Origin of the sequence: Bacillus sp. 007/AIA-02/001, assembly GCF_004634455.1 — a bacterium.
GTDB classification, from domain to species: domain Bacteria; phylum Bacillota; class Bacilli; order Bacillales; family Bacillaceae_G; genus Bacillus_A; species Bacillus_A cereus.
Genome location: NZ_SEIY01000014.1, coordinates 17,367 through 39,726, shown reverse-complemented (window position 1 = coordinate 39,726; position 22,360 = coordinate 17,367). Strand labels below are relative to the sequence as shown.

Here is a 22,360-nt window from a genome sequence, read left to right as displayed (position 1 = left end):
CCTGAAAAAACGTTAATTTTCTTGTTTACAAACAAGAGGGCATAGGAGTAATATATTGTACATAAATTCATATCACTATTCGCTGAATCCATATGGAGCGGGGGAACCAAATTTTGTGCGATTGCACTCGGGGTGAATCCTTCTTAAATGAAGGTAGGGCTACTCTCAAGGCCCGAATCCGACAGCTAACCTCGGAAGCGTTTCGAGAGGGGATACTATGGTGACTTTAAAAACACTGGGTGAACTTTGGTGTCTTTTTTTATACTCTTTTTCTGGAAAATAATTCAAAAAAGGATGAGACACTTGAAAGAGACACCCATAAAAACGAAAAATCCACTTTTTTCTTTCCCTTCTAATTCCCAACCTTCTAAATTAAGAAGAGAATTAGGGATGAGACATTTAACAATGATTTCTATAGGCGGAAGCATTGGGACTGGGTTATTTATAGCAAGCGGAAATACAATTCATACAGCAGGACCTGGTGGATCAATTATAGCTTATTTGTTGATGGGGTGTATTGTTTACCTGTTGATGACCAGCTTGGGAGAGATGGCAGCTTATATGCCTACATCGGGTTCTTTTAGTACGTACGCTTCTAAATTTGTAGATCCTGCATTTGGTTTTGCAATTGGTTGGAATTACTGGTTTAGCTGTACTATTACTCTTGCAGTTGAAATTTCATCAGGAGCTATTCTTATGAAATATTGGTTTCCATACAGTCCATCTATTCTTTGGAGTGCGTTATTCATACTGTTTATGTTTGGAATTAATATTCTTTCAGTGAAACATTATGGAGAAATGGAGTTTTGGCTTTCACTTGTAAAAGTTATTACTATAGTCGTGTTTATTATGTTAGGAATAGCTACGATATTTGGAATTTTCAAAGGGAATCCTATTGGATTTCACAATCTAACAATTGGAGACGCACCGTTTCATGGAGGTTTTCTTTCTATTCTTAGTGTGTTTATGATTGCTGGATTTTCCTTTCAAGGTACAGAAATGGTCGGAATTGTAGCTGGAGAAAGTAAAGATCCTGAAAAGTATATTCCAAAAGCTGTGCGGCAAATCTTTTGGAGAATTCTTTTATTTTACATACTTACCATTTGCGTAATTGGAGTCATAGTTCCCTACACAGATCCGAATCTAGTTAACAATGACATTAGTAATATTACAATGAGTCCCTTCACACTAGTATTTGAAAAAATTGGCTTCGCATTTGCAGCTTCTATTATGAATGCAGTTATCTTGGTATCTGTTCTATCAGCTGGTAATTCTGGAATGTATGTTGCAACCCGAATGTTATGGGTAATGGCAAAAGAAGGGAAAGCTCCGAATTTCTTGAAAAAAGTAAATAAACAAGGTGTTCCTATAAATGCTTTACTTATGACAACGACTGTGGCAATCGTAGCGTTTGCAGCTTCTTTATTTGGAGAAGGGCAAGCATTTATATGGCTTTTGAATGCTTCGGGACTTTGTGGATTTATTGCATGGTTAGGGATTGCTATAAGCCATTATCGTTTTCGTCAGGCTTTTTTACATCAACAAAAGAATTTAAATAAGCTCCCGTATCAAGCAAAGTGGTATCCTATCGGTCCTATTTTGGCATTTGTAATATGTACTATTATTATTTTAGGACAGAATTATTCAGTCTTTATAGAATCACATGTCGATTGGTATGAAGTACTTGCTACTTATATTGGTTTACTGCTTTTTCTTGTATTTTGGTTCGGCTATAAAATTATAAAAAAAACAAAGGTGATTCCATTACAACAAGTCAATTTAGAGCATGATGATCATTAAGAATGGAAATTAAGGAGACAGAAATATGGAACTAGACATTCTACTCAGGTTACTTGTAGCAATACTTGTTGGAGCAATAATTGGATTAGAGCGTCAATGGCATAATTGCATTGCTGGATTACGTACAAATGTACTTGTTTCCGTTGGTGCTGCACTTTTTGTACTATTAAGTGTACTCACTCCAACTGATAATACCCCTACAAGAATAGCTTCTCAAATTGTAAGCGGGATTGGTTTTTTAGGTGCTGGAGTTATTATGAAAGATGGATTGACAGTTCGAGGACTGGATACAGCAGCAACCTTATGGTGTTCTGCTGCTGTAGGAACATTAGCAGGTAGTGGCTACTTACTTATAGCTATAACGGGAACCATTCTTATTGTCAGCATAAATAGTTTACTAAGACCTGTTTCAAAATGGGTTTCCGAAAAATCCGAAAAAGGTTTTAAATATTCCCAACAAGTTACCGCTCTCTCTTATAGAGTAAAACATAAACCATCAGAGAAAAAAGATTGCTAAAGAGAAGCTAATTTTAAGAACGTTATCAATAATAATAAAAGAGACCTATTCTAGATAACCAAATAGAGAAATAATTAGTGTGCAATTTATTCAATATTTGAACTGATGAAAAATAGTTTCTATAAAAGTAATATATTTGATATTAAATCTTATAATTCAGGGTGACTCTGATGCAACTGTACCTTTTGAGTTAAGTGGAAACGCACATATGATTCCATTCCTGATAGTAAACTTGCTCTAATACAGGGTGTCCTCATAGATTAAACGCAACTCATGCAAAAGAATTTAATGAAGCATTATTAACATTTTTAAAAGAGTAATTTTTGAGGAACTACCAGAGGCGGTTCAACAGCAATATCAAGAATAGTAACACGAATTTATCGATTAGGGGTTTTCCAAAAAGAGTAGTGCTATGCTTAATCTTTTGGAAAACCTTCTTTACATAGTTTTTTTAGGTCTCTTAGGGGAATCGTCACAGCGCTATCAAGTTAAGAAATAAATTCTTTCCATAAACGAAAAAAACGAACTGAACTTCTATGGACAACTATGAAAGAATGAAATTTTCGTTTTGGGGATAATTCAAAATCTTAGCTTGATAGCGATGGGGTAGGACGTCTATAAAGAGAATAAAGAAAAAATTGCAATCGCTACTTTTAAGCAACCCCCTTATGCCTTGGCACAGCGCCTTAATATTCCTACAGTAATTAATACGGCATCTGGAGAAGATATTGAGATGTATTTGAAAACAACTTTAACTAAAAAGATTGAGAAAGATTTAGTTTGAAGGTCTCTTAAAGTGGAATAAAGAACTAGGAAAAATTTATTAACTTTTATGTTATTTAAAGCTACACAGACAGAGTGGAATATACCTTTCAAAATGGAAAATAAATTTAGGTATATATTAAAATATAAAAATGTAATTTCAATAGGCAATTAAAACAGATCAGGTATCATTTGATGCTTGGTCTGTTTTTTAGCCAAGAAGACTGCCCCCTTAATGTAGCGTAAAGGGTTGTAGCCTAGTGAATAGGTGGAAGATGAATTGTTCGACATACATAAAACGTCACTTCATTATCTATCGAAGATATGTTTGTTGTTTAACACACCCAGAACTAAGACTAACATAAGTGGAATTCTTGCTACCAAAGGCGAGGTCCATTTCTGGTATGGCTGACGTGCAAGATTTTGGTGTGCCATCATCACTCCCACAATAGACAATATAGGTTCATGGGCTACGGTTCTAATGTTATTGTACCGTACAGAACATTGGTTCTCAAATGTTTTACGTCTTTTGCATGACTAGGAATAAAGTGTACCCTGTTTGCTATGCCGAAAACGGTACTTTCATCCCAGGTCTAAAGGTGGACTAAAGTCCTGCGTGGACTTTCCCGTATCGTAAATTCTGTAAGATGTTCAGTATGGCTATTCCGGTAGTAAAGTTGATATTTTACTCAGAAACCGAGGGAGTTTATTTCTCTAATCTATTTTCTTTCCGCACATGAGGAAAGGGAATCCTTTCGATAAATTCGTTAAAAAGTGAAAAGCTAAGGGATAAGAAATACATTTAATTATATAACGGGAGAAAATATATTAGGGATAACATTTTATATTGAAAATTCCGTCTTTTATTTATAAAGTTACGAATTGTAAAATTGTGGTATTATTCGATTTGTATGGTTATATATTACATTTTTTACAGGGGGAAATTATGAGTGAACATGTTGATGTACTTATCGTTGGTGCTGGACCAGCTGGATTATTTCTAGCAAAAGAATTACTAGAGATTTCTAATCAGACAGTAGCTTTAGTGGATAGTGGAAGATCTATTAAAAAGAGATATTGCCCTTTGGTTAACAAAGGGAATTGTACACAATGTAATATTTGTCATGTTGTTGAGGGGGTTGGTGGTGCTGGAATGTATTCAGATGGAAAATTATCATCTTTTCCAGCAGGTAGTGGTTTAGTTAAGCTTCTTGGAAGCGAAGAAAAAGTAATTGAATTAAATAATTATGTTTTAGACCCATTTATTTCCAAAGTAAATAATGATGGAATTAAGCAAACAAAAGCAGATGAATCGCAAGATTCATGTATGATACAACAGGCTACAGATAATAAATTAGACTGGAAATGTTATGATGTCTATCATATCGGTACAGAAGGTATTATTGAATATTGTATTGAGTTAGAAGAGGAGTTAATCAATAGTGGACTAAATTTACTAACTCAAACAAAATTAAAAAGCGTAGAAAAGGAAGAAGATATTTTTATCTCTACTTTAATAAATAGAAGGGGAGAAGAGTATCAAATTTCTTCAAATAATTTAGTCATGGCAACTGGAAAAGCTTCTGGTCATGTTTTAAGAAACATAATGGATAAATTAACTGTAAATTATTCTTTTAATGAAATTGAATTAGGTGTTCGAGTGGAAACTGAAAGAGAAGGTATAGTTGCATTGTCGGAAACTCATTTAGACGCTAAAATAAAAACGAAGATGGATGATGGAGCTGAAGTAAGAACGTTTTGTATGTGTAATGGAGGATATCTAGTTAATTGTTACTATGATTCTTATGTTCCTAACGAAAAAATTTGTACGATCAGTGGATTTTCTTTTAGAGATAAAAAATCAGATAATGCTAATTTTGGTGTGTTAGTAAGACAAAGCTTCCCAGATTATGTTGATCCAATGGGAATGCAATTGGGAATTATACAAGCAATTAATAGGGCCTCGGGTTATGGGGGAACGATTGTACAGAGATACGAAGACTTTATTGCAAATCGACCTACAAGTAAGGAGGGGCTAGAAAATAATTCAATCCAATCAACGCTTCCAGAAGCTACACCGGTTAACTTAAGATGGGTACTTCCTGATTATATAACAAATCATATAGAAAGCTTTTTGGGGAAATTATCTGGTTTATCAAATAAGTTAATTACAAAAGATACTTTACTACATGCCCCAGTATGGGAATTATGTTGGGATAAAGTGCATGTAGATGAACATTTACGTACGAATATCTCAGGATTTTATGTAGCTGGAGATGCCATTGGATGGGCAAGAGGGATCATTCAAGCCGCGACTACTGGAGTAGTAATAGCTAGAGATATTCATACCAGAAATAAAGAATTAGTAAAAAGTTAGGAGTGGTTTTTTGAACCCAAGAGTTGGAGTAGGAGCATTTATTATTGATGAAAATGAGAAATTACTATTAATATTACGTAATACAAATCCTGAGAAAATGCACTGGAGTATTCCAGGAGGAAAAGTAGAGTGGATGGAAATTGTAGAAGATACAGTTGTTAGAGAAATCAAAGAAGAAACAAATTTAGATATAAAATTAGAATCTTTATTATGCGTAACAGATCATATTATAAAAGAACAAGAAGTGCATTGGGTTTGTCCAACATATATTGCAACGGTAAATGATGGCGTAGTTAAAAGAATGGAACCAGATAAGATACTTGAAATCGGATGGTTTTCTTTAAATGATCTGCCAAAACCGTTAACACTTACAACAATTAAGGCTTTAGAGGCGTATAGAAAAGAAAATGTAAGGAAGTGCTAATAGTGAAAGCTATCATAATGGATTTAGATGGCACATTAGTTAACAGTGAGTGGTTAGCAAAAGAGGCGTATAATTTTGGTCTTAAAGAGGTATTAGGGAGACCACTAACTGTAGAGGAGAAAGAAGAACTAGTTGGAAAACCAATAGCTCTATTTTTAAGCCGATTCCCTGATAAATCGGATTTAATTAAATCTCATATTCTTCACTATTATCAAGAAAATATTTATAAAGTTAAGCTATATGATGGGATAGAAAATATGCTTGAGAGTTTGTTAATGAAGGATTATAAATTGGGAATAGTTACATCACAGTTGAAACATTTTGCGAATAGTGAATTGGAAAATAATAAAATTTACTCATATTTTCAGAGTGTTTTAACGGTAGAAGATTGTGTAGAAAGTAAACCGCATCCTTTACCACTTATTCAAGCAGCTAAGGAATTAAATATAGACCCTAAACAATGCATGTATATTGGCGATCAAATTACTGATATACAAGCTGCTCATGCTTCTCAAATGAAGAGTGGAGCAGCATTATGGGGAGAGGGTATGTTTGAAAAACTAGTTATACAGGGGCCAAATTTTTTGTTTAATACACCAAGTGAACTATTAGAACTATTAAATCAAAAATTAGAAAATAAATAGTAGGTTATTTTGAGATAGAATTGTAATCAAATAAGATTGAAAAAAATTTTAGTTTCCATTTTGTCTTTTCAAAATTTATAAAGTGTGAAACTTAATAGAGGATAAGATACAGTGAATTGTCTTATCCTTTTTTATTTATAAGCAACGATATGTGCATATAGATTTTCATTGAGTAAGATAGCTTGAAATTTACTAATTAAATTGTTACTGAGGGGGAGAAAGTATGAATAAAACCTCTAAAGTTTATAGTGCGATAGAAGATATAAAGCATAACTTTCTTGAGGTGAAACCAGATTTAACATTTAAAGAAGTAATAGAAGAGGCAAATCGATGTCTATATTGTTACGATGCTCCATGTATAAAAGCTTGTCCTACAAGCATAGATATTCCTTCTTTCATTAAAAAAATTACTACAGATAACTTAAAAGGGTCCGCTCGCGTAATTTTTAAGGCTAATCCAGTTGGAGCAACTTGTGCAAGAGTGTGTCCAACTGAAGAATTATGTGAAGGTGCATGTGTATTAAATGAAGCATCTCAGCCAATAAAGATAGGAGATTTACAGCGCCATGTTACAAATTGGACAATGAAAAATGAAGTCCAGTTGTTTAAGGAAGGAGCAAAAAAGGGGAAAACCATTGCTATTGTTGGAAGTGGTCCAGCAGGCTTATCAGCTGCGCGAGAATTAGCAAGGTTAGGCTATACTGTTACAATTTTTGAAGCAAAAGAAAAAGCTGGAGGATTAGATACTTATGGGATAGTATCTTTTCGATTGCCGCAAGAAGTATCACTGTGGGAAGTTGATCAAGTTAAAAAATTAGGTGTTAATATTCTTACTAACACAAAAGTGGGTAAGCATATTACAGTATCAGAACTCATGAACAGTTTTGACGTGATTGTTTTAGCGATTGGTATGTCTTCTGTAACAAATCTTAATATAGAAGGGGAAAATTTAAAGGGAGTATATGATGCAATCCAGTTTGTTGAAGATACAAAAAGTAAAGAGCCCACTAGTCGGTTCTTAGGTTCGCGTATTGCAGTTATTGGTGCAGGAAATACAGCAATTGATGCAGCAACTTGTTCAGTTCGGTTGGGAGCTGAAAATGTAAAAATGATTTATCGTCGTACCCAGGAAGAAATGCCTGCATACCAATTTGAATATAAGTTTGCTAAACAAGATGGGGTAGAATTTAAGTGGTTAACACAACCAAAGCGAATTATTGGTGATGAAAATGGACATGTAAAGCAATTGGAATGTATACGTATGGAATTAGGAGCAGAAGACTCTTCTGGGCGTCGTAGGTCAATTCCTATCGAGGGTTCGGAATTTATTATTGAAGTGGATGCAGTAATTAAGGCGATTGGGCAGACGCGTTATATTAAATTAATTGAAGAATTTGGTCTGCTTCATAATAAAGGTATCGTTAAAATTAATCCAAAAACAAACCAAACATCTAATCCGAAAATTTTTGCTGCAGGGGATGTTGTTTTTGGTGATGGTCAAGGTGAAGCAATGGTAGTTAGTGCGGCAGAGCAAGGTAAACAAACAGCATATGCTATTCATAAATATGTGTTTGGTTACAAATTAGATGGAATGATAAAGGAGGTTTTATAATGGCGGATCTGTCTATTAACCTAGCAGGGATAAAATCTCCTAATCCGTTCTGGCTAGCATCGGCACCACCAACAAATTCAGGATACCAAGTACAAAGGGCTTTTGCAGCAGGATGGGGAGGAGCTGTTTGGAAAACGTTAGGTGCACCAGTTGTAAATGTCTCTTCTCGTTTTTCAGCTATAAATTTTCAAGGGAAAAAAGTTTCTGGATTTAACAATATTGAATTAATTTCAGATCGTCCCCTTGAAGAAAACTTGCGAGAAATTTATGACACAAAGAAAAAGTTTCCGAATCATACGATTATAGCTTCACTTATGGTAGAGCCAAAGCAACATCAATGGCATGAGATTGTTAAAAGGGTACAAGATGTAGGGGTCGATGGGTTTGAACTAAATTTTGGTTGTCCTCATGGCATGGCTGAGCGTGGAATGGGATCTGCATCCGGGCAAGTCCCTGATCTTGTAGAAAAGCAGACATATTGGGTAAAAGAAGTAGCAGAAGTGCCGGTAATTGTAAAGTTAACACCTAATATTACAGATATTACAGCAACTGCATATGCAGCCGTAAAAGGGGGAGCAGATGCAGTTAGTATGATTAATACAATTAATAGTTTAATGGGAGTTAATATTGATACATGGAATCCCATTCCACATGTAGATGGAAAAGGAGCACATGGTGGATATTGTGGTCCAGCTGTAAAGCCAATTGCATTGAATATGGTTGCAGAGTGTGCACGTCACCCTAAAATCAATGTACCAATTTCAGGTATGGGGGGGATTTCTAATTGGCGTGACACGGTAGAGTTTATATTAATGGGATCAACAGGCGTACAAGTTTGTACAGCTGCTATGCATCATGGTTTTAGTATTATAGAAGATATGTTAGACGGTTTAAATAATTATTTAGATGAAAAGGGAATTTCTTCTGTAATGGATATAGTAGGGAAATCTGTACCAAGATACTCCAATTGGGGGGACCTTAATCTAAGTTATCATGTGGTAGCAAGAATCAATGATGAGGTTTGTATAAAATGTAATAAATGTTATATTTCTTGTGAAGATACATCACATCAGTGTATTGAAATACTTACTAGCGATAATGGAAGTAAATTTCTCAAGGTTCGTGAAGAGGATTGTGTAGGGTGTAATTTATGTTCTATTGTTTGTCCTGTTGATGGAGCAATTGATATGATTGAAACTACAAGTAAAGAACCAATGACTTGGAATGAGCTTCAAGCTTCAATAAAATAGTTAATAAAAATTAACCATCCAAAGAAGAATACACAAGGTTATTATAAAAAATGCTGCCCCGATTCAAAATTTAAATCGAGGCAGCATTTATTTATGATATAGACCAATAGCTTCAGTAATATTATTGAGTCCATCTTTTTCTAGTAAAGTTAAGATTTCTTGATTAATTTGCTTTGCAACAGAGGGGCCACGATAAATCATACTAGTATAAATCTGAATAAGTGAAGCACCAGATTTAATTTTTTCATATGCATCTGCTCCAGTAAATACCCCACCGGATCCTATAATGGGTAATTTACCTTGAGTCTGTCGATAGATTTTTGAAATAATTTCTGTAGAACGATGATTTAATGGTTTACCGCTTAAACCACCAATTTGTTTTTGAAATTTTGAATTTAGATTAGTGCGACTAATAGTCGTGTTCGCAGCGATAACTGCATCAATTTTTACTTCTTGAATTATTGCAATAACTCCTTCCAGTTGTTCTAGAGTTAAGTCAGGAGCAATTTTTAAAATAATAGGACGATATACACTATGTTTTTTACATAACTCATTACGTTTATTTAATATAGAAATTAATAATGGTTTTAAAGTATCGACATATTGCAAGTCTCTTAATCCTTCAGTGTTTGGAGAACTAATATTAATAACAAAATAGTCACCATAGGTATATAGTGTTTCCAATCCCTTTTGATAGTCTAAAGTGGCATCTGAGTTTGGAGTATCTTTATTTTTCCCTAAATTTATCCCTAGAGGAATATTGGGACGTGGTAAAGTCATAAAGTTTTGCTTGGCTCTATTCAATCCCTCACTATTAAAACCCATACGGTTAATAAGTGCCGTATCCTCAGGTAAACGATATAGGCGCGGTTTAGGATTTCCGGTTTGAGGCTTAGGTGTGATAGAACCTACTTCAACTGATCCAAATCCAAGGGATGCAAGAGCTGGGTATACATCAGCAAACTTGTCAAACCCTGCGGCCAAACCAATAGGGTTTGGGAAGTTAATATCTAGTAATTTACATTCCAATCTAGAATCATTTAATCTCATATTTTTATTGTACATATTTCTAGCAAATGAAAATGATTGCATCATTTTTAGAGCATGAATAGTTCTCGTATGAGCTTTTTCAGGGTCCATCTTAAATAATAAATTGCGGATATTTGCATACATGGTTAGAATCTTCCCTTCAAATAAAATAAAAAGAACGATAAAAACTCTCTATCTAAAATGAACAATGTAAAGTGTAATCTAGATGGTTTATAATTAAAACTTTTGAATAAGTACAACACCTATAATAACTAAAATAGCACCAAGAATACGTGGCATGGACAATAGATGTATAGGCACATTAATTAGACCAAAATGATCTATTAATACAGATGCAACAATCTGCCCGGCAAGCACTAACGCAACGGTGGTTCCTGCTCCGATTCTTGGAATAAGAATAATGGTAGCCAGTACATAAAAAGCTCCCAAAACGCCACCAGTCCATACCCACCAGGGTGCAGAAGCAATCCCTTTATTAAAACTAAAACCGGCTTTAAATAATGAAATGGTAAATAAAGTAATCGCCCCAACTATAAAGGAAATAGTCGCAGCTACAAGGGGGGACCCTACAACAGTACGTAATTGGGCATTAATACTAAATTGAATAGGCAAAGCAAGTCCAGCCAAGAAGGCAAATATTAAGAATAAAATCCACATATTAAAATATCTCCTTACTTATATGAAATTGTTAAATATAGAATAAGCATGTAATATTATTTTTAAAAATTAATAGTATTTTATGAATAATCCGAGGGCACCTCACCCATTATATTCCATAGGTGGGTGTTATTCAAATGTTTTTTAGGCTGATTTTTCAGACTATGAAATTTATTTCTTAATATCTTTATAAAAAAAAAAAAATAATAGAATTTCTTTGTTATGATTATTAGTGTTAGCGATAATAATAGAGAAATATTTTTTAGAAATGAGGGGTCAAAGTTATGAAATCAATATGTGTATTTTGTGGATCAAATTATGGGGAAAGTGAAGAGTATAAAAATGCAGCAGAAAAGTTAGGTGAGTATTTAGGTCGAAAAAATATCACATTAATTTATGGTGGAGGAAAAGTCGGATTAATGGGGAGTGTAGCAAATTCTGCCCTACAAGTTGGTGGAAATGTAGTAGGGATTATCCCTGAATTTTTACGAGATAAAGAAATTGCGCATCAAGGTATTACGGATTTAATAGTTGTAGACTCTATGCATTCGCGTAAACAAAAAATGAATGATATGGCCGATGGATTTATTGTATTGCCTGGTGGATATGGAACTTATGAAGAAATGTTCGAAGTTTTATCTTGGGGACAAATTGGTATACATAAAAAGCCGGTAGGCCTACTTAACGTTGACGGGTTCTTTGATCCCTTAATTGATATGTTACAACATACAGTTGAGAAAGGATTTGCAAGACCTGAAAATCTTAGTTTAATTCTTTCTTCAACAAATATAGAAGATCTTTTAAAGAAAATGAAAAATTATAATCATGTTATAGTCAATAAATGGGTTAAATAAAGAGAATGAATATAGTTTTTAATAAGGAAAGAGGGAAACTTAAAATAAGTTCCCTCTTTTTCGTTTGAAAAATAAGAATTGATATAACAAATGCTTGTATTAATTAATAATAAAAAAATTCTAACAAAACTTTATCAAGTTTTTTTCTGATGATATTAGTTTACAAATATAAAAAATAAGTATATTAACAAGTGGATTTTATTGCACTGTAATCTGTACTTTTAATTAAGAGAATCTTTGAGTTTATGATAATACTAGTAGTTTTAGAGAAAGAATAAAAAATGAAATGTATGAAATCCGAGGAGTGATGTCAGACGTTTACTTTTTTGTAAAAAAATATTAAATTTTACCAATATATTATTGAATATACATTTCTTGTTTGATATATTATTAACCAACGGAAGTTTGAGAATTATTAGACTATTGATATCTGTTTAACCTCGTGAATTAATGGATTGAAATAGAATGCATTGAATATGCAAAATGAATTTATTGCTTTTACTAGCAAGATATTTAAGAAATCAGGGAGGGAAATCTGTGTTATCTGCATTAAGGGTAGTGCCAATCGAACAAATATTTTTACATGAAGAATATGAGGTAGAGAGGTTAAAATCAATTTGTAAAAAAATTAAAGATGAACAAACGTTAAAGAATCCACCTATTGCTTTACAAATAAATAATGGCAAGTATTTAATACTTGATGGTGCACATAGAACATCATCGCTGCAAGCTCTAAATTGTAAGAGAATGGTTGTTCAAGTAGTGGAATCAGAATTGATATCTATTGATTCATGGGCACACTATATTCCAAATGACAGAAACTTTCTCGCAGATTTTAAAAAAAATCCTAATTTTTATTGGAGCGATGTTCCGATTCAAAAACAAAATTTTTTGGCGATTATTACAATTGATGGGAATAATCATTATATTTATTCTAAGTTTATGAATCTATTAGATTTGACCGTAATGGTAGATTTATGGAAACAAATTGTAAATGTATATACAGATAAATATCATTTTCAACGTATTTCTAATAATGAGTTAAAAGAAGATGGTATTGTTATTCGTTATCCTTCTTTAGATTTAAAACAAATCTCTCAAGTAGTAGAAGAAGGTATCTTACTTCCTGCTGGTGTTACAAAATTCACAATAAATTGCGGGCGTTTTTTAAATTTAAATGTGCCTTTAAGTTTTATTATCCGTGAAGATTATGTTGAAGAAGATTGGAAAGAGATGTTAAGTCTATGGAGAGAATCTATTAGATTGTATACAGATCCAATATATTTATGTGAGATTTAAACAAAAAGGAGAATCACTTTTCTGAAAAACTAAATATTCATAATTTTGGAGGTATTTTAAATGTTATATAGAGAAAGAACTAATGATAATCGAAAAGTATATTTAAATGGCGAATTAATTAAGGACGTATCAAAACACTCAGCATTTGAAGGAGCGATGCATTGTGTAGAACAGTATTACAGTTTACAGAATGAGAAACCAGAAGAGCATAGTTTTATAGATGAAGATGGACAACAATGCTCAATTAGTTTACTAGTTCCGAAAAATATAGAGGATTTAGAAAGAAAAAGAAAGGCTTATAAAGAAATAGCTGATATATCTTATGGAATGCTTGGTAGAACACCTGATTTTATTAATGCGGCAGTAGCTACAATTTCTGCCCATGCTAGTTTTTTCGGAAGCGGGGAATATGCAAATTACACAGAAAATGCAAAGCAATATTATAAGCATGTAAAGAAAAATAATTTATTTATAGCACATGGATCAATTAATCCACAGATTGATCGTTCAAAAGCTTTAGGTGCACAAGAGCATGATTTTGCAGGAGTACATGTGGTGCGTTATGATGAATCCGGAATTGTGGTTAAAGGTGCAAAAATGATTGTTACTTTAGCACCAATTGCAGATGAACTACTAATCTTTAATATGCCGGGGCTTAAAGCTGGTGATGAGAATTATGCAGTAGCATTTACTATACCTGTAAATTCTCCAGGATTAAAAGTAATCTGCAGAAAACCTTTGGTGAAAGAGGGATATGATAAGTTTGATCATCCATTAACAAATCAATTTGATGAAATAGATGCTTACTTATTATTAGATGAAGTGTTTGTTCCTTGGGATAGAGTTCTAATATTTAGAGATGTAGAAAAATCTAATCAATTTTATGATAAGACTTTTGCAAGGCACCATACAGGACATCAAGGAATTGTAAGAGGGCTTGCAAAAGCTGAGCTATTGACTGGCATTGCGATTAAACTAGCTGAAATGCTAAAACTTAATCAATTTATAAATGTGCAAGAAAAATTAGGAGAGTTAACATCCTATGTAGAGTTATTAAAAGCAAGTATCGTGTTAAGTGAGCAGGACGCATATATGAGTCCTGAAGGGGTGATTACACCAAGTATTAATGCAATCCAAGCTATTAGATATAATTTTCCAAAAATGTATGAAAAAATGGTGAAGTGTATTCAATCTCTAGCTGCTGGTTCTATGCTTGCGACACCTCATCATGAAGATTTCTTTAATGAAAATGGAGATTACTTAATGATGGCTCTATCAACAGGCGAATTTGATGCGAAAGAAAGAACAATGCTACTTAATTTGGCATGGGATGCTTCGGGAGACGCTTTTGGTCAGCGTCAATTAGTATATGAGTACTACCATGCTGGTGATCCAATGCGTATAGCAGCTGGGCATTATCTTTCATATGAAAAAGGTCAAATGTATAGCATGGTGGAAAGGATTTTGAAGAGTGAAACGAATAAAGTGTGCATGTCTCGTTAAAAAAGAAAACAATAAATTGTTATTGGTAAGGGTACGAGATAATCAGCATTGGTATTTACCAGGTGGGAAGATTGAACAAGGCGAGATAGCTAGTGAAGCTTTAAAAAGAGAGATACGTGAGGAATTAAATATAAAACTAATACCGAAGAGTATTCAATATTTATATACAGTTACTGGACCAGCATATAATGAAGAAGCGTTAGTTGATCTGGTTTGTTTTTCTGCAGATTGGGAAGGGGAAATTCAACCTAAAGCAGAGATTAGTGAAGTGGATTGGATTGAATGTAAGGAAGCGAATTTATTAGCTCCAGCAGTGTTGGAATTAATAAAAAGCTGGGATTAATTATTAATATTGGGGTGAACAACTACATTGATTTATAATATAGAACGTTTAGTTAATAAGATGAAACAAAATAATTTAGATGTCATTATTGCTGCTACGAAAGAAAATATTCGTTATTTTACTGGGTTTCAGCCAGTCGTAAAGACATTAAATCCATACTTTGGACAATGTTATGCAATTGTTACAATTGATAGTCCTGAAGTTGTGCATCTTGTACATTCTATTGGAGAAATTGATCAAGTATTAGATGCACGAGTGCAAGTAGGAAAAGTATATACTTATGGAGTTTTTTTTAGAGAATATCCAAATAACGTTCCTCTGACTGAAGAAGAAGAGCAACTAAAACTATTATCTAATGTTGATGCGAGCTATTCTAATGGAATTGAAGCATTGATTGCTCTTTTAAAAGATATAGATGTTGAACATTGCAACATAGGTATAGATGAAGACGGAATGCAACCAAATCATATTAATACGATGAGTAATTATTTTAAGAAAAGTAGTATAAATCCTGTTTCAAATATTTTAAGACATGTTAGATCTATAAAAACAAATCATGAAATTCAGGCACTAACTTATTCGGCAAATTGTATTGAAAATGCAATTGAAGATGTAACAAATAATTTATTTGAAGGCATAAGTGAATATGAAATAGCAGACATTTTTAATTGTTCTATCGCCCAAAAAGGAGCATTGCCTGTTTTACCGATGATTAAGGTAGGAAGACATGCTGTGGGAGGACAGCGAAGACAAAGTAAAGACATTAAATTAATGCCAGGTGACCTAATTTGGTTCGACTGCGATATTGTATGTGATGGATACTGGGCTGATATTGCACGAGTCTTATCATATAAGTATATGAAACCGGAATATGATAAATTTAATGCTCTTTATCAAGGCCAATGTATAGCTATGCAAGAGATTCAGCCTGGCATGAAGGGAGCAGATGTTTTTGACTTAACGATGAATTCAGTTTATAAATCTGGTTTCACGGAATATAGAAGACATCATGTGGGACATGGTATAGGATTGGAGCCTTATGAGTTGCCTATACTTGCTCCAAATAATGAGGATGTAATTGAAGAAGGAATGGTCTTATCTGTAGAAACACCATATTATGAGTTTGGTTTAGGAGCCTTACATGTCGAGGATCCAGTTTTGATTTCTTCTAGTGGTAATAAAGTATTAACTCGCACAAAAGGGCATATCAAAATCGTGGAGTGATAAATGTATGATATATAATAATATTACAGAATGCATTGGAAATACACCCGTAGTAGATTTCAAAAGTGATTTAGTACCTTATGGTAAAAAATTATATTTAAAATTGGATTATTTTAATCCAAATTTCAGCGTGAAAGATAGAACAGCCCTTGGATTAGTAAAAGCTGCTATAAAAAGCGGGAAAATTCAAAAAGGTGACATTTTAATAGAATCAACTTCAGGAAATTTGGGTAAATCTCTAGCAATGTTAGGTGCTGTGTATGGATTTCAGGTAATTATTGTTGTGGACCCAAAGATTAGTTCTAACTTATTAAAATGGTATAACGCATATGGTGCTCGAGTTGAGATGGTAAAAAATCCAGATGAAAATGGTGGCTTCCAAAAAGCGAGAATTCAACGTGTGAAAGAGCTTATATCACAATATCCTAATGCATATTGGACAAACCAATATGATAATCCCGATAACCCTAATTTTCATGCTGAAACTACTGGTAAAGAAATTGTCGATTTACCTATTGATTCTGTTGTAGGGGCAGTAAGCACAGGTGGACATTTGTGTGGAATTGGAAAATTTATCAAACGATTTAACCCTGAGATAAATGTAATTGCTTGTGATGTTAAAGGTTCTGCTGTATTCCAAAATCAATTTAATCCGTACTTAATTAACGGGGTCGGGCTGAGCTGGAGAGGTCAAAATACGAATTTAGAAGTGATAGATCAAGTTTGTATAGCAAGTGATCAAGAAGCAATTTCAACTTGTCGCATATTAGCTAAAGAGTATGGCATTATGATAGGAGGTTCTGGCGGGTTATCAGTCATTTCAGCGTTAGCATGGCTACAAAATAGTAGTGCAAAGGCAGCTGTGGCAATTATTCCAGACACAGGAGTAAACTATTTGGATCAAATTTATGATGATATCTGGTTAGAGCAAAGAGGAATAATATTATTAGAAAAAGAACAGCTTCAACAAAGGATAAATGCGAAGCAGTTTATGACAACAGACAACCTAGAAAGTAAAACTTTTGTCTAAAAAGAATAGCTTTTAAATCCATGGCCTATATTAAATATACTAGTTTATATTATAAGTTTAAAAAACAGGAAATAGCTACCTATGCACATAAATATATGTAATTTCTATTAATAAGGGGGCAAACAGAGAAATGAATGCTAATAAGAGACAATTTATAAAATTCATCTTCGAGGAAAACATTCTTAAATTTGGTAATTTTGAATTAAAATCAGGACGTAATAGTCCATATTTCTTTAATTTTGGATCATTTGATGATTCAGTTAAATTATCTAGATTAGGAGAATCCTATGCTTCTAATATTATAGAAAATGACATTAAGTTTGATGTCATTTTTGGACCTGCGTATAAAGGGATTCCAATTTCTTTATCTGCATCAATGGCTTTGTTTTATAAACATGGCTTACGAGTTAATTATGCATTTAATCGTAAAGAAGCAAAAAATCATGGTGAAGGCGGAAATATTGTTGGAACATCTCTAAAAGGAAAGAAAATACTTGCAGTAGATGATGTTATTACTTCAGGTAGAACAATCAAAGAAACAAAAGAAATTATTGAGAAGGAAGGTGGGGAATTATCTGCATTTTTGGTTGCTCTTGATAGAGAAGAAAAAGCATTAGATTCTCAACTTTCAGCCTTAGAAGAGGCATCAAAAACGTATGGTGTAGAAATATATGCAGTAGCTAAAATCTCTGATGTAATGAGATATATGGAAAAAGAGTACGGGAGAACTTATATCCATCTATCTGCAATCCAAGAATATTTAAAATTATATGGATCAGAAAGCTTAGGGGTTTATTGAAATATAATATCTATTAAAATGTAAGTAAACAGAGAATAATCCTTTTTGACTCAAGATAAATATAAAATATGATATATTTCATAATGTACAGTTACTAATCACTATTCAATTTCGTAATAAGAACGCTTATTAGTCAACGTCATATTTGCTAGATATTTGTACACAAAAAATAAAATGGTATTAAAAAGGATTGTGTGAGCTTCTAATTCGCACAATCCTTTTTATTTAAGATAATGAGTAACATTTTATATTCACTCACTAAATACCATTCTCGCTTATAAAGTAGATCAAATTAAAGAAGTATTACCAAATGAAACAGCGGATTTGCTGATTGTAAAAGGGCAGGACTATGCGACATTAATCACATGTACCCCTTATGGTGTAAATACACATAGATTGTTAGTCCGAGGTCATCGTATCCCATATGTTGAACAAGAAAAAGCTATGATACAAAAAGCTTCTTTAAAGGAAGGTTGGATAATATCTATACCAATTATCATATTAATTAGTATTATTATGTATTTATACTTTAAAAGGAAAAAAAGAAACAAAAAATATGAATTAATTTATCGTTTTGATAGACATTAAATTTGAAATTTATTATAAAAGAGCATACAACTAGGCATGCCCTTTGAAAGGAATCTTTATGAATATATTCATGATTTATTCTATAAGAAAAAAATTCAAGCAGAAAAGTATATACTAGTTATTTTCGTATTCAAATTTTATTTAATATAGAGATATCCTTACCTAATTAGAATATCAATTCCAAAAGGAAATGAATCAACAGGGACCGTATCGATAACAGAATTGGTAATAGGATCAATGACAGACACCGTATTACTGCCTGTGTTAGTCACATAAATAAGATTTGTTTTAGTGTTTACTGCAACTTCTATAGGAAATGAACCAACAGGAATAGTAGCAATAACAGAATTCGTATTCGCATTAATGACAGACACCGTATTACTGCCCTGATTGGCCACATAAACAAGATTTGTATTAGAATTTACGGTCACTCCCACAGGAGCTACCTCAACTGAAATGGTGGTAATAATAGAGTTCGTATTTGCATCAATAACAGATACATTATTTGAATTCCGATTTGCAACAAAAACTGGAACAGGTGATATGCCGGTCGGCCCTGTAGTACCCGTTGATCCCGTATCGCCGGTTGGCCCCGTAGTGCCAGTCGGTCCTGTATCACCGGTTGGCCCTGTATCATCGGTTGGCCCTGTATCACCGGTTGGTCCTGTATCACCGGTTAGCCCTGTATTGCCGGTTGGTCCTGTATCACCGGTTGGCCCTGTAGTGCCAGTAGGTATTGTAAATGTTGGGGTAGGTGGAAATGTAGGTCCGATTAAATTTGAGTCTAATGCTGATTCATGTCCTTGTAAAATTGCTAAGATAGGAGGGGAGTTTAAATTTATAAATCTAAAAAAGCGTAGAAAGGTTTATTTTCCACGCTTCTTATTATTAATAAATATTTACTGTTGTTCTAAATTTCTTATATAAGATTTCACAGCTTGCAATAAGAATTCTTCCTGTCCCATACCAGCACCGGCTGCCATCTGAACTACTTTTTGCTTGAATTGATGATCGACATGAAAAGTTAATGGCTCTACATTACTTTTAAAGTAAATTCCTTCTACATGTGGAAGTATCGTGCCGGATTTTATATGAGAATGTAAGTATTTAATTTCTTCTTGAAACTGCAATGGATTTACTTGTAATACAAAAGGTTTAATTTCTAATTTGATAGTATCTGATGAATTACTTAATCGCATATTTGTGACACCTAGCTCTTTATAAAATAAATTTATTAGATTATAAGTGATAGAATTAAATAGTTGAGGTTTTTTAAATGAAAAAGATAAATACCCTCGTTTTGTAATTACCGCTTTCTTATTGAAAGGTTCAAAGGAGTAATCATGTTGCTTATAAGTGGATAGAGGGAAAATTTCTTCGTCTTCTGTAAGAATCTTGCCGTCTCCTCCATTAACCTCTATTACCCTAGCTGTTTTTCCAGTATGTAGATGTTTTAATAATTGATATAAATATATATCTTCATCTTGAATCTTAGTAATAAATGTTTTTCGCTCTTTTGTTTTAGTTTTTTCATAATCAAGCATAAAAATCTCTAGTTCTTCCTCATCGATAATATATACTTGTTTTCCTCGTTTTTCTACCATTGTTGCGGGTAATTTACCAGATTTGATGTATGTAAAGATAGTAGATGGTGCAACATTAAGAATTTCAGCTACTTCTTTCGTGCTAAGGCCTTTAACTTCATTTTTCTTTTTTAAACGTTCAATATCCTCTAAATAGAAAATCTTACTACCGAATTGCTTCCAGTTATCTTTATATACACATTCTATTAATCCATCTTTTTCTTTTTTTAAAATTGTTTGTACCGTTACTCCTAATAAGTCGGCTGCCTCTTTTGTCGTTACAGTAGGTTTTGTAATGAACAATAAATCTTGTGTCATGAAAGGACACCTCCATAACTATCGTTTGGTAATATTTTAGGTATGTATATATCATATCAGAATATGATTTATATTTAAAATAAGAAATAGAATTTATTAAAGTTCTTATACATATTTATAATTTAAAAATACTTGTAATTGGTTTTGTGTTTTAATCGGTTTTTATAGTTGATTTTATTATAAAAATAATTTTAATGTTAAATGGTGAATAATTAAAAGATATCTATTTACTAATAAATTATAAAAAAATATAAGTATAAGTAAATAGAGAAGAATGTAGAATTCTTACAGAAATAATATGAATTATCATTTGTATAATAGATAGAAGTGAAATAAAATAATACTTATAGGTAATAAAGATAATTATATTCATAATCTTCAATAGGAGAGGTAAATTCGAATTATGGGTAATAACAATACAAAAGAAAATGTACCTATTATAAACAATCAAAGTAAGTATATGGATACATATGTAGAGAATATAAGTGGTATCATTCCATTTCTGCATAACAATCGTTATGTAGATAAAGTGGAAGAGAAAATGGAGGTTGCAGAAAAAGAGGGAAAGAGTAAATATACGTATTTAAGTGATATAGAAGTAATTTATCATTTTGTGCATTTACAAAAAGATATGGATGAAAAGAAGAATAGAAAAGAGGATACGAAAAAGAGTTATGTATCCGAAATCTTGTCATTTTGTCAGTGCATGGTGCAGCATGCAGAGGAATTCGAATTGAATGGGGAAGAGGTACAGCAAAACGACTCTTTATTAAAAACATTGCAACCTTGGCATATTCGTAAATATAATGCTTGGTTGAAGCAGGTAGAGAACGGTAGAAAAGGAGATACGTACGCGGTCGCAACACTTGCGAAGAAAACAGTGCTCATTCGTTCTTTTCTAAAACATCTTCATGTATTTTCTTACATTGAAAAGCCTCTTCATGAAGAACTGCAGCGCGCTAATGTAAATGAACAGGATCGGCCAAATCGAGACCTATCCTATGATGAAGTGATGAAAATTTTAGGGTTTTATAAAGAACAAGGGCATTTAGTAAACTATACAATTTTACTCGCTCTAGCGAGTACCGGTGCAAGAATTCAAGAATTGTGCACCGCGAGAGTTAAAGACTTACATTATGACGGAAAGTATTGGTTAAAAGTCACAGGAAAAGGGGATAAAGTACGTGAACTTTTCATTCCTGAGCATTTATTCCAATGTATTAGCGAAATGAGACGGAGAAGAGGATTCCAAACTGTATTGAATCGTGGAGATGAAAGTCCTGTATTTATCAATCAAAGAGGTAACTTTTATAATCCCAAAACGTTATCAAACCAGGTAACAGATATGATAAAAAAGACAAATTTAGAGTTTCTACAGTATCGTGAAAATCCTGTAACGGCACATACATTCCGTCATGCTTTTGCAATCATGGCAGTTGAACAAGGAAATGCGGATCTATATCATTTAATGCAAACACTTGGGCATGAAAATATTCAAACAACAAAGATCTATTTAGAGAAGCATATGAAACGAAAGAATAATGTGGGGACTACATTTGCAGATATGTTGGTATGAAATTTTAATATGAAAAATTGTTTAATTATGTCTTTTTTACATAATTAAATACGCATTATTTAACGTGTAAGGAGGGTTAATTATAGAGTAACTCAAGAATCTACACATTAAGAAATGGCCAAGAAAAATCAATAAAGGTAGAGTCCTGGC

19 protein-coding genes, 3 pseudogenes and 1 riboswitch are annotated in these 22,360 nt (G+C 33.0%); of the genes and pseudogenes, 17 read left to right on the top strand and 5 right to left on the bottom strand.

Annotation, left to right across the window (positions count from 1 at the left end; genetic code table 11):
• Positions 1 to 70 precede the first annotated feature (70 nt).
• Positions 71 to 216: riboswitch (cyclic di-AMP (ydaO/yuaA leader) on the top strand.
• 87 nt (positions 217 to 303) lie between these two features.
• The 8 genes and pseudogenes from ES895_RS22270 to preA all read left to right on the top strand — a co-directional run bounded on the left by ES895_RS22270 (position 304) and on the right by preA (position 9,386).
• On the top strand, positions 304 to 1,800 hold the full coding sequence (locus ES895_RS22270; RefSeq protein ID WP_098204618.1) for an amino acid permease: 1,497 nt from the start codon (positions 304 to 306) through the stop codon (positions 1,798 to 1,800).
• 25 nt (positions 1,801 to 1,825) lie between these two features.
• Entirely contained in the window at positions 1,826 to 2,317 is a 492-nt protein-coding gene (locus ES895_RS22265; RefSeq protein WP_000417877.1) for an MgtC/SapB family protein, read from the top strand.
• 139 nt (positions 2,318 to 2,456) lie between these two features.
• A pseudogene (locus tag ES895_RS22260) lies at positions 2,457 to 2,637 on the top strand (alpha/beta fold hydrolase); the annotation flags it as partial.
• Positions 2,638 to 4,025: 1,388 nt separating this feature from the next.
• Positions 4,026 to 5,456, top strand: a complete 1,431-nt coding sequence (locus tag ES895_RS22255) for an NAD(P)/FAD-dependent oxidoreductase (RefSeq protein ID WP_240690236.1) — start codon at positions 4,026 to 4,028, stop codon at positions 5,454 to 5,456.
• A gap of 10 nt (positions 5,457 to 5,466) precedes the next feature.
• Entirely contained in the window at positions 5,467 to 5,880 is a 414-nt protein-coding gene (locus tag ES895_RS22250; protein WP_098204617.1) for an NUDIX hydrolase, read from the top strand.
• Positions 5,881 to 5,882: 2 nt separating this feature from the next.
• The gene (locus tag ES895_RS22245) at positions 5,883 to 6,524 is read left to right on the top strand and encodes an HAD family hydrolase (RefSeq protein WP_240690235.1); all 642 of its coding nucleotides are present in this window, start codon (positions 5,883 to 5,885) and stop codon (positions 6,522 to 6,524) included.
• A 223-nt stretch (positions 6,525 to 6,747) separates the two neighbouring features.
• On the top strand, positions 6,748 to 8,136 hold the full coding sequence (locus ES895_RS22240; protein ID WP_098204616.1) for an NAD(P)-dependent oxidoreductase: 1,389 nt from the start codon (positions 6,748 to 6,750) through the stop codon (positions 8,134 to 8,136).
• Positions 8,136 to 9,386, top strand: coding sequence for an NAD-dependent dihydropyrimidine dehydrogenase subunit PreA (gene preA, locus ES895_RS22235; protein WP_098204615.1), 1,251 nt, complete (start codon positions 8,136 to 8,138; stop codon positions 9,384 to 9,386). Before ES895_RS22240 ends, preA begins: the two co-directional genes overlap by 1 nt.
• Positions 9,387 to 9,473: 87 nt before the next feature.
• Here the strand turns inward: preA and ES895_RS22230 are convergent, their stop codons facing one another.
• Positions 9,474 to 10,559 carry a quinone-dependent dihydroorotate dehydrogenase gene (locus ES895_RS22230; RefSeq protein WP_098204614.1) on the bottom strand — a complete coding sequence of 362 codons (1,086 nt, stop codon included), beginning with the start codon at positions 10,557 to 10,559 and terminating at the stop codon, positions 9,474 to 9,476.
• A 93-nt stretch (positions 10,560 to 10,652) separates the two neighbouring features.
• A complete protein-coding gene (locus tag ES895_RS22225) occupies positions 10,653 to 11,093 on the bottom strand; it encodes a DMT family transporter (protein WP_098204613.1) in 441 nt (146 codons plus the stop codon).
• 284 nt (positions 11,094 to 11,377) lie between these two features.
• On the opposite strand from ES895_RS22225, the gene ES895_RS22220 reads away from it, so the two are divergent.
• From ES895_RS22220 to ES895_RS22185, 8 genes and pseudogenes are all read left to right on the top strand, one after another.
• A complete protein-coding gene (locus ES895_RS22220) occupies positions 11,378 to 11,947 on the top strand; it encodes an LOG family protein (RefSeq protein ID WP_098204612.1) in 570 nt (189 codons plus the stop codon).
• Between the two features lie 537 nt (positions 11,948 to 12,484).
• Complete coding sequence (locus ES895_RS22215) at positions 12,485 to 13,246, top strand: ParB N-terminal domain-containing protein (protein ID WP_098204611.1); 762 nt, start codon at positions 12,485 to 12,487, stop codon at positions 13,244 to 13,246.
• 60 nt (positions 13,247 to 13,306) lie between these two features.
• Positions 13,307 to 14,749: a 4-hydroxyphenylacetate 3-hydroxylase family protein gene (locus tag ES895_RS22210; RefSeq protein WP_098204610.1), complete on the top strand. Its 1,443-nt coding sequence runs from the start codon at positions 13,307 to 13,309 to the stop codon at positions 14,747 to 14,749.
• The gene (locus tag ES895_RS22205) at positions 14,718 to 15,092 is read left to right on the top strand and encodes an NUDIX hydrolase (protein ID WP_098204609.1); all 375 of its coding nucleotides are present in this window, start codon (positions 14,718 to 14,720) and stop codon (positions 15,090 to 15,092) included. The genes ES895_RS22210 and ES895_RS22205 overlap by 32 nt, the downstream gene beginning before the upstream one ends.
• A 27-nt stretch (positions 15,093 to 15,119) precedes the next feature.
• Positions 15,120 to 16,316, top strand: coding sequence for a M24 family metallopeptidase (locus tag ES895_RS22200; protein WP_098204608.1), 1,197 nt, complete (start codon positions 15,120 to 15,122; stop codon positions 16,314 to 16,316).
• Positions 16,317 to 16,323: 7 nt separating this feature from the next.
• Positions 16,324 to 17,346, top strand: a complete 1,023-nt coding sequence (locus ES895_RS22195; RefSeq protein ID WP_135238655.1) for a PLP-dependent cysteine synthase family protein — start codon at positions 16,324 to 16,326, stop codon at positions 17,344 to 17,346.
• A gap of 130 nt (positions 17,347 to 17,476) precedes the next feature.
• A complete protein-coding gene (gene pyrE, locus ES895_RS22190; RefSeq protein ID WP_098204606.1) occupies positions 17,477 to 18,145 on the top strand; it encodes an orotate phosphoribosyltransferase in 669 nt (222 codons plus the stop codon).
• 243 nt (positions 18,146 to 18,388) lie between these two features.
• Positions 18,389 to 18,733, top strand: a pseudogene (locus ES895_RS22185) (sortase); the annotation flags it as partial.
• A gap of 158 nt (positions 18,734 to 18,891) precedes the next feature.
• Here the strand turns inward: ES895_RS22185 and ES895_RS29850 are convergent.
• From ES895_RS29850 to ES895_RS22175, 3 genes and pseudogenes are all read right to left on the bottom strand, one after another.
• Entirely contained in the window at positions 18,892 to 19,170 is a 279-nt protein-coding gene (locus ES895_RS29850; protein WP_240690234.1) for a YncE family protein, read from the bottom strand.
• Positions 19,171 to 19,203: 33 nt separating this feature from the next.
• Positions 19,204 to 19,506 (bottom strand): annotated as a pseudogene (locus ES895_RS29845) (YVTN family beta-propeller repeat-containing protein); the annotation flags it as partial.
• Between the two features lie 126 nt (positions 19,507 to 19,632).
• The gene (locus ES895_RS22175; protein ID WP_135238653.1) at positions 19,633 to 20,634 is read right to left on the bottom strand and encodes a helix-turn-helix domain-containing protein; all 1,002 of its coding nucleotides are present in this window, start codon (positions 20,632 to 20,634) and stop codon (positions 19,633 to 19,635) included.
• A gap of 403 nt (positions 20,635 to 21,037) precedes the next feature.
• On the opposite strand from ES895_RS22175, the gene ES895_RS22170 reads away from it, so the two are divergent.
• Positions 21,038 to 22,210: a tyrosine-type recombinase/integrase gene (locus ES895_RS22170; protein ID WP_098219070.1), complete on the top strand. Its 1,173-nt coding sequence runs from the start codon at positions 21,038 to 21,040 to the stop codon at positions 22,208 to 22,210.
• The last annotated feature ends 150 nt before the right edge of the window (positions 22,211 to 22,360 follow it).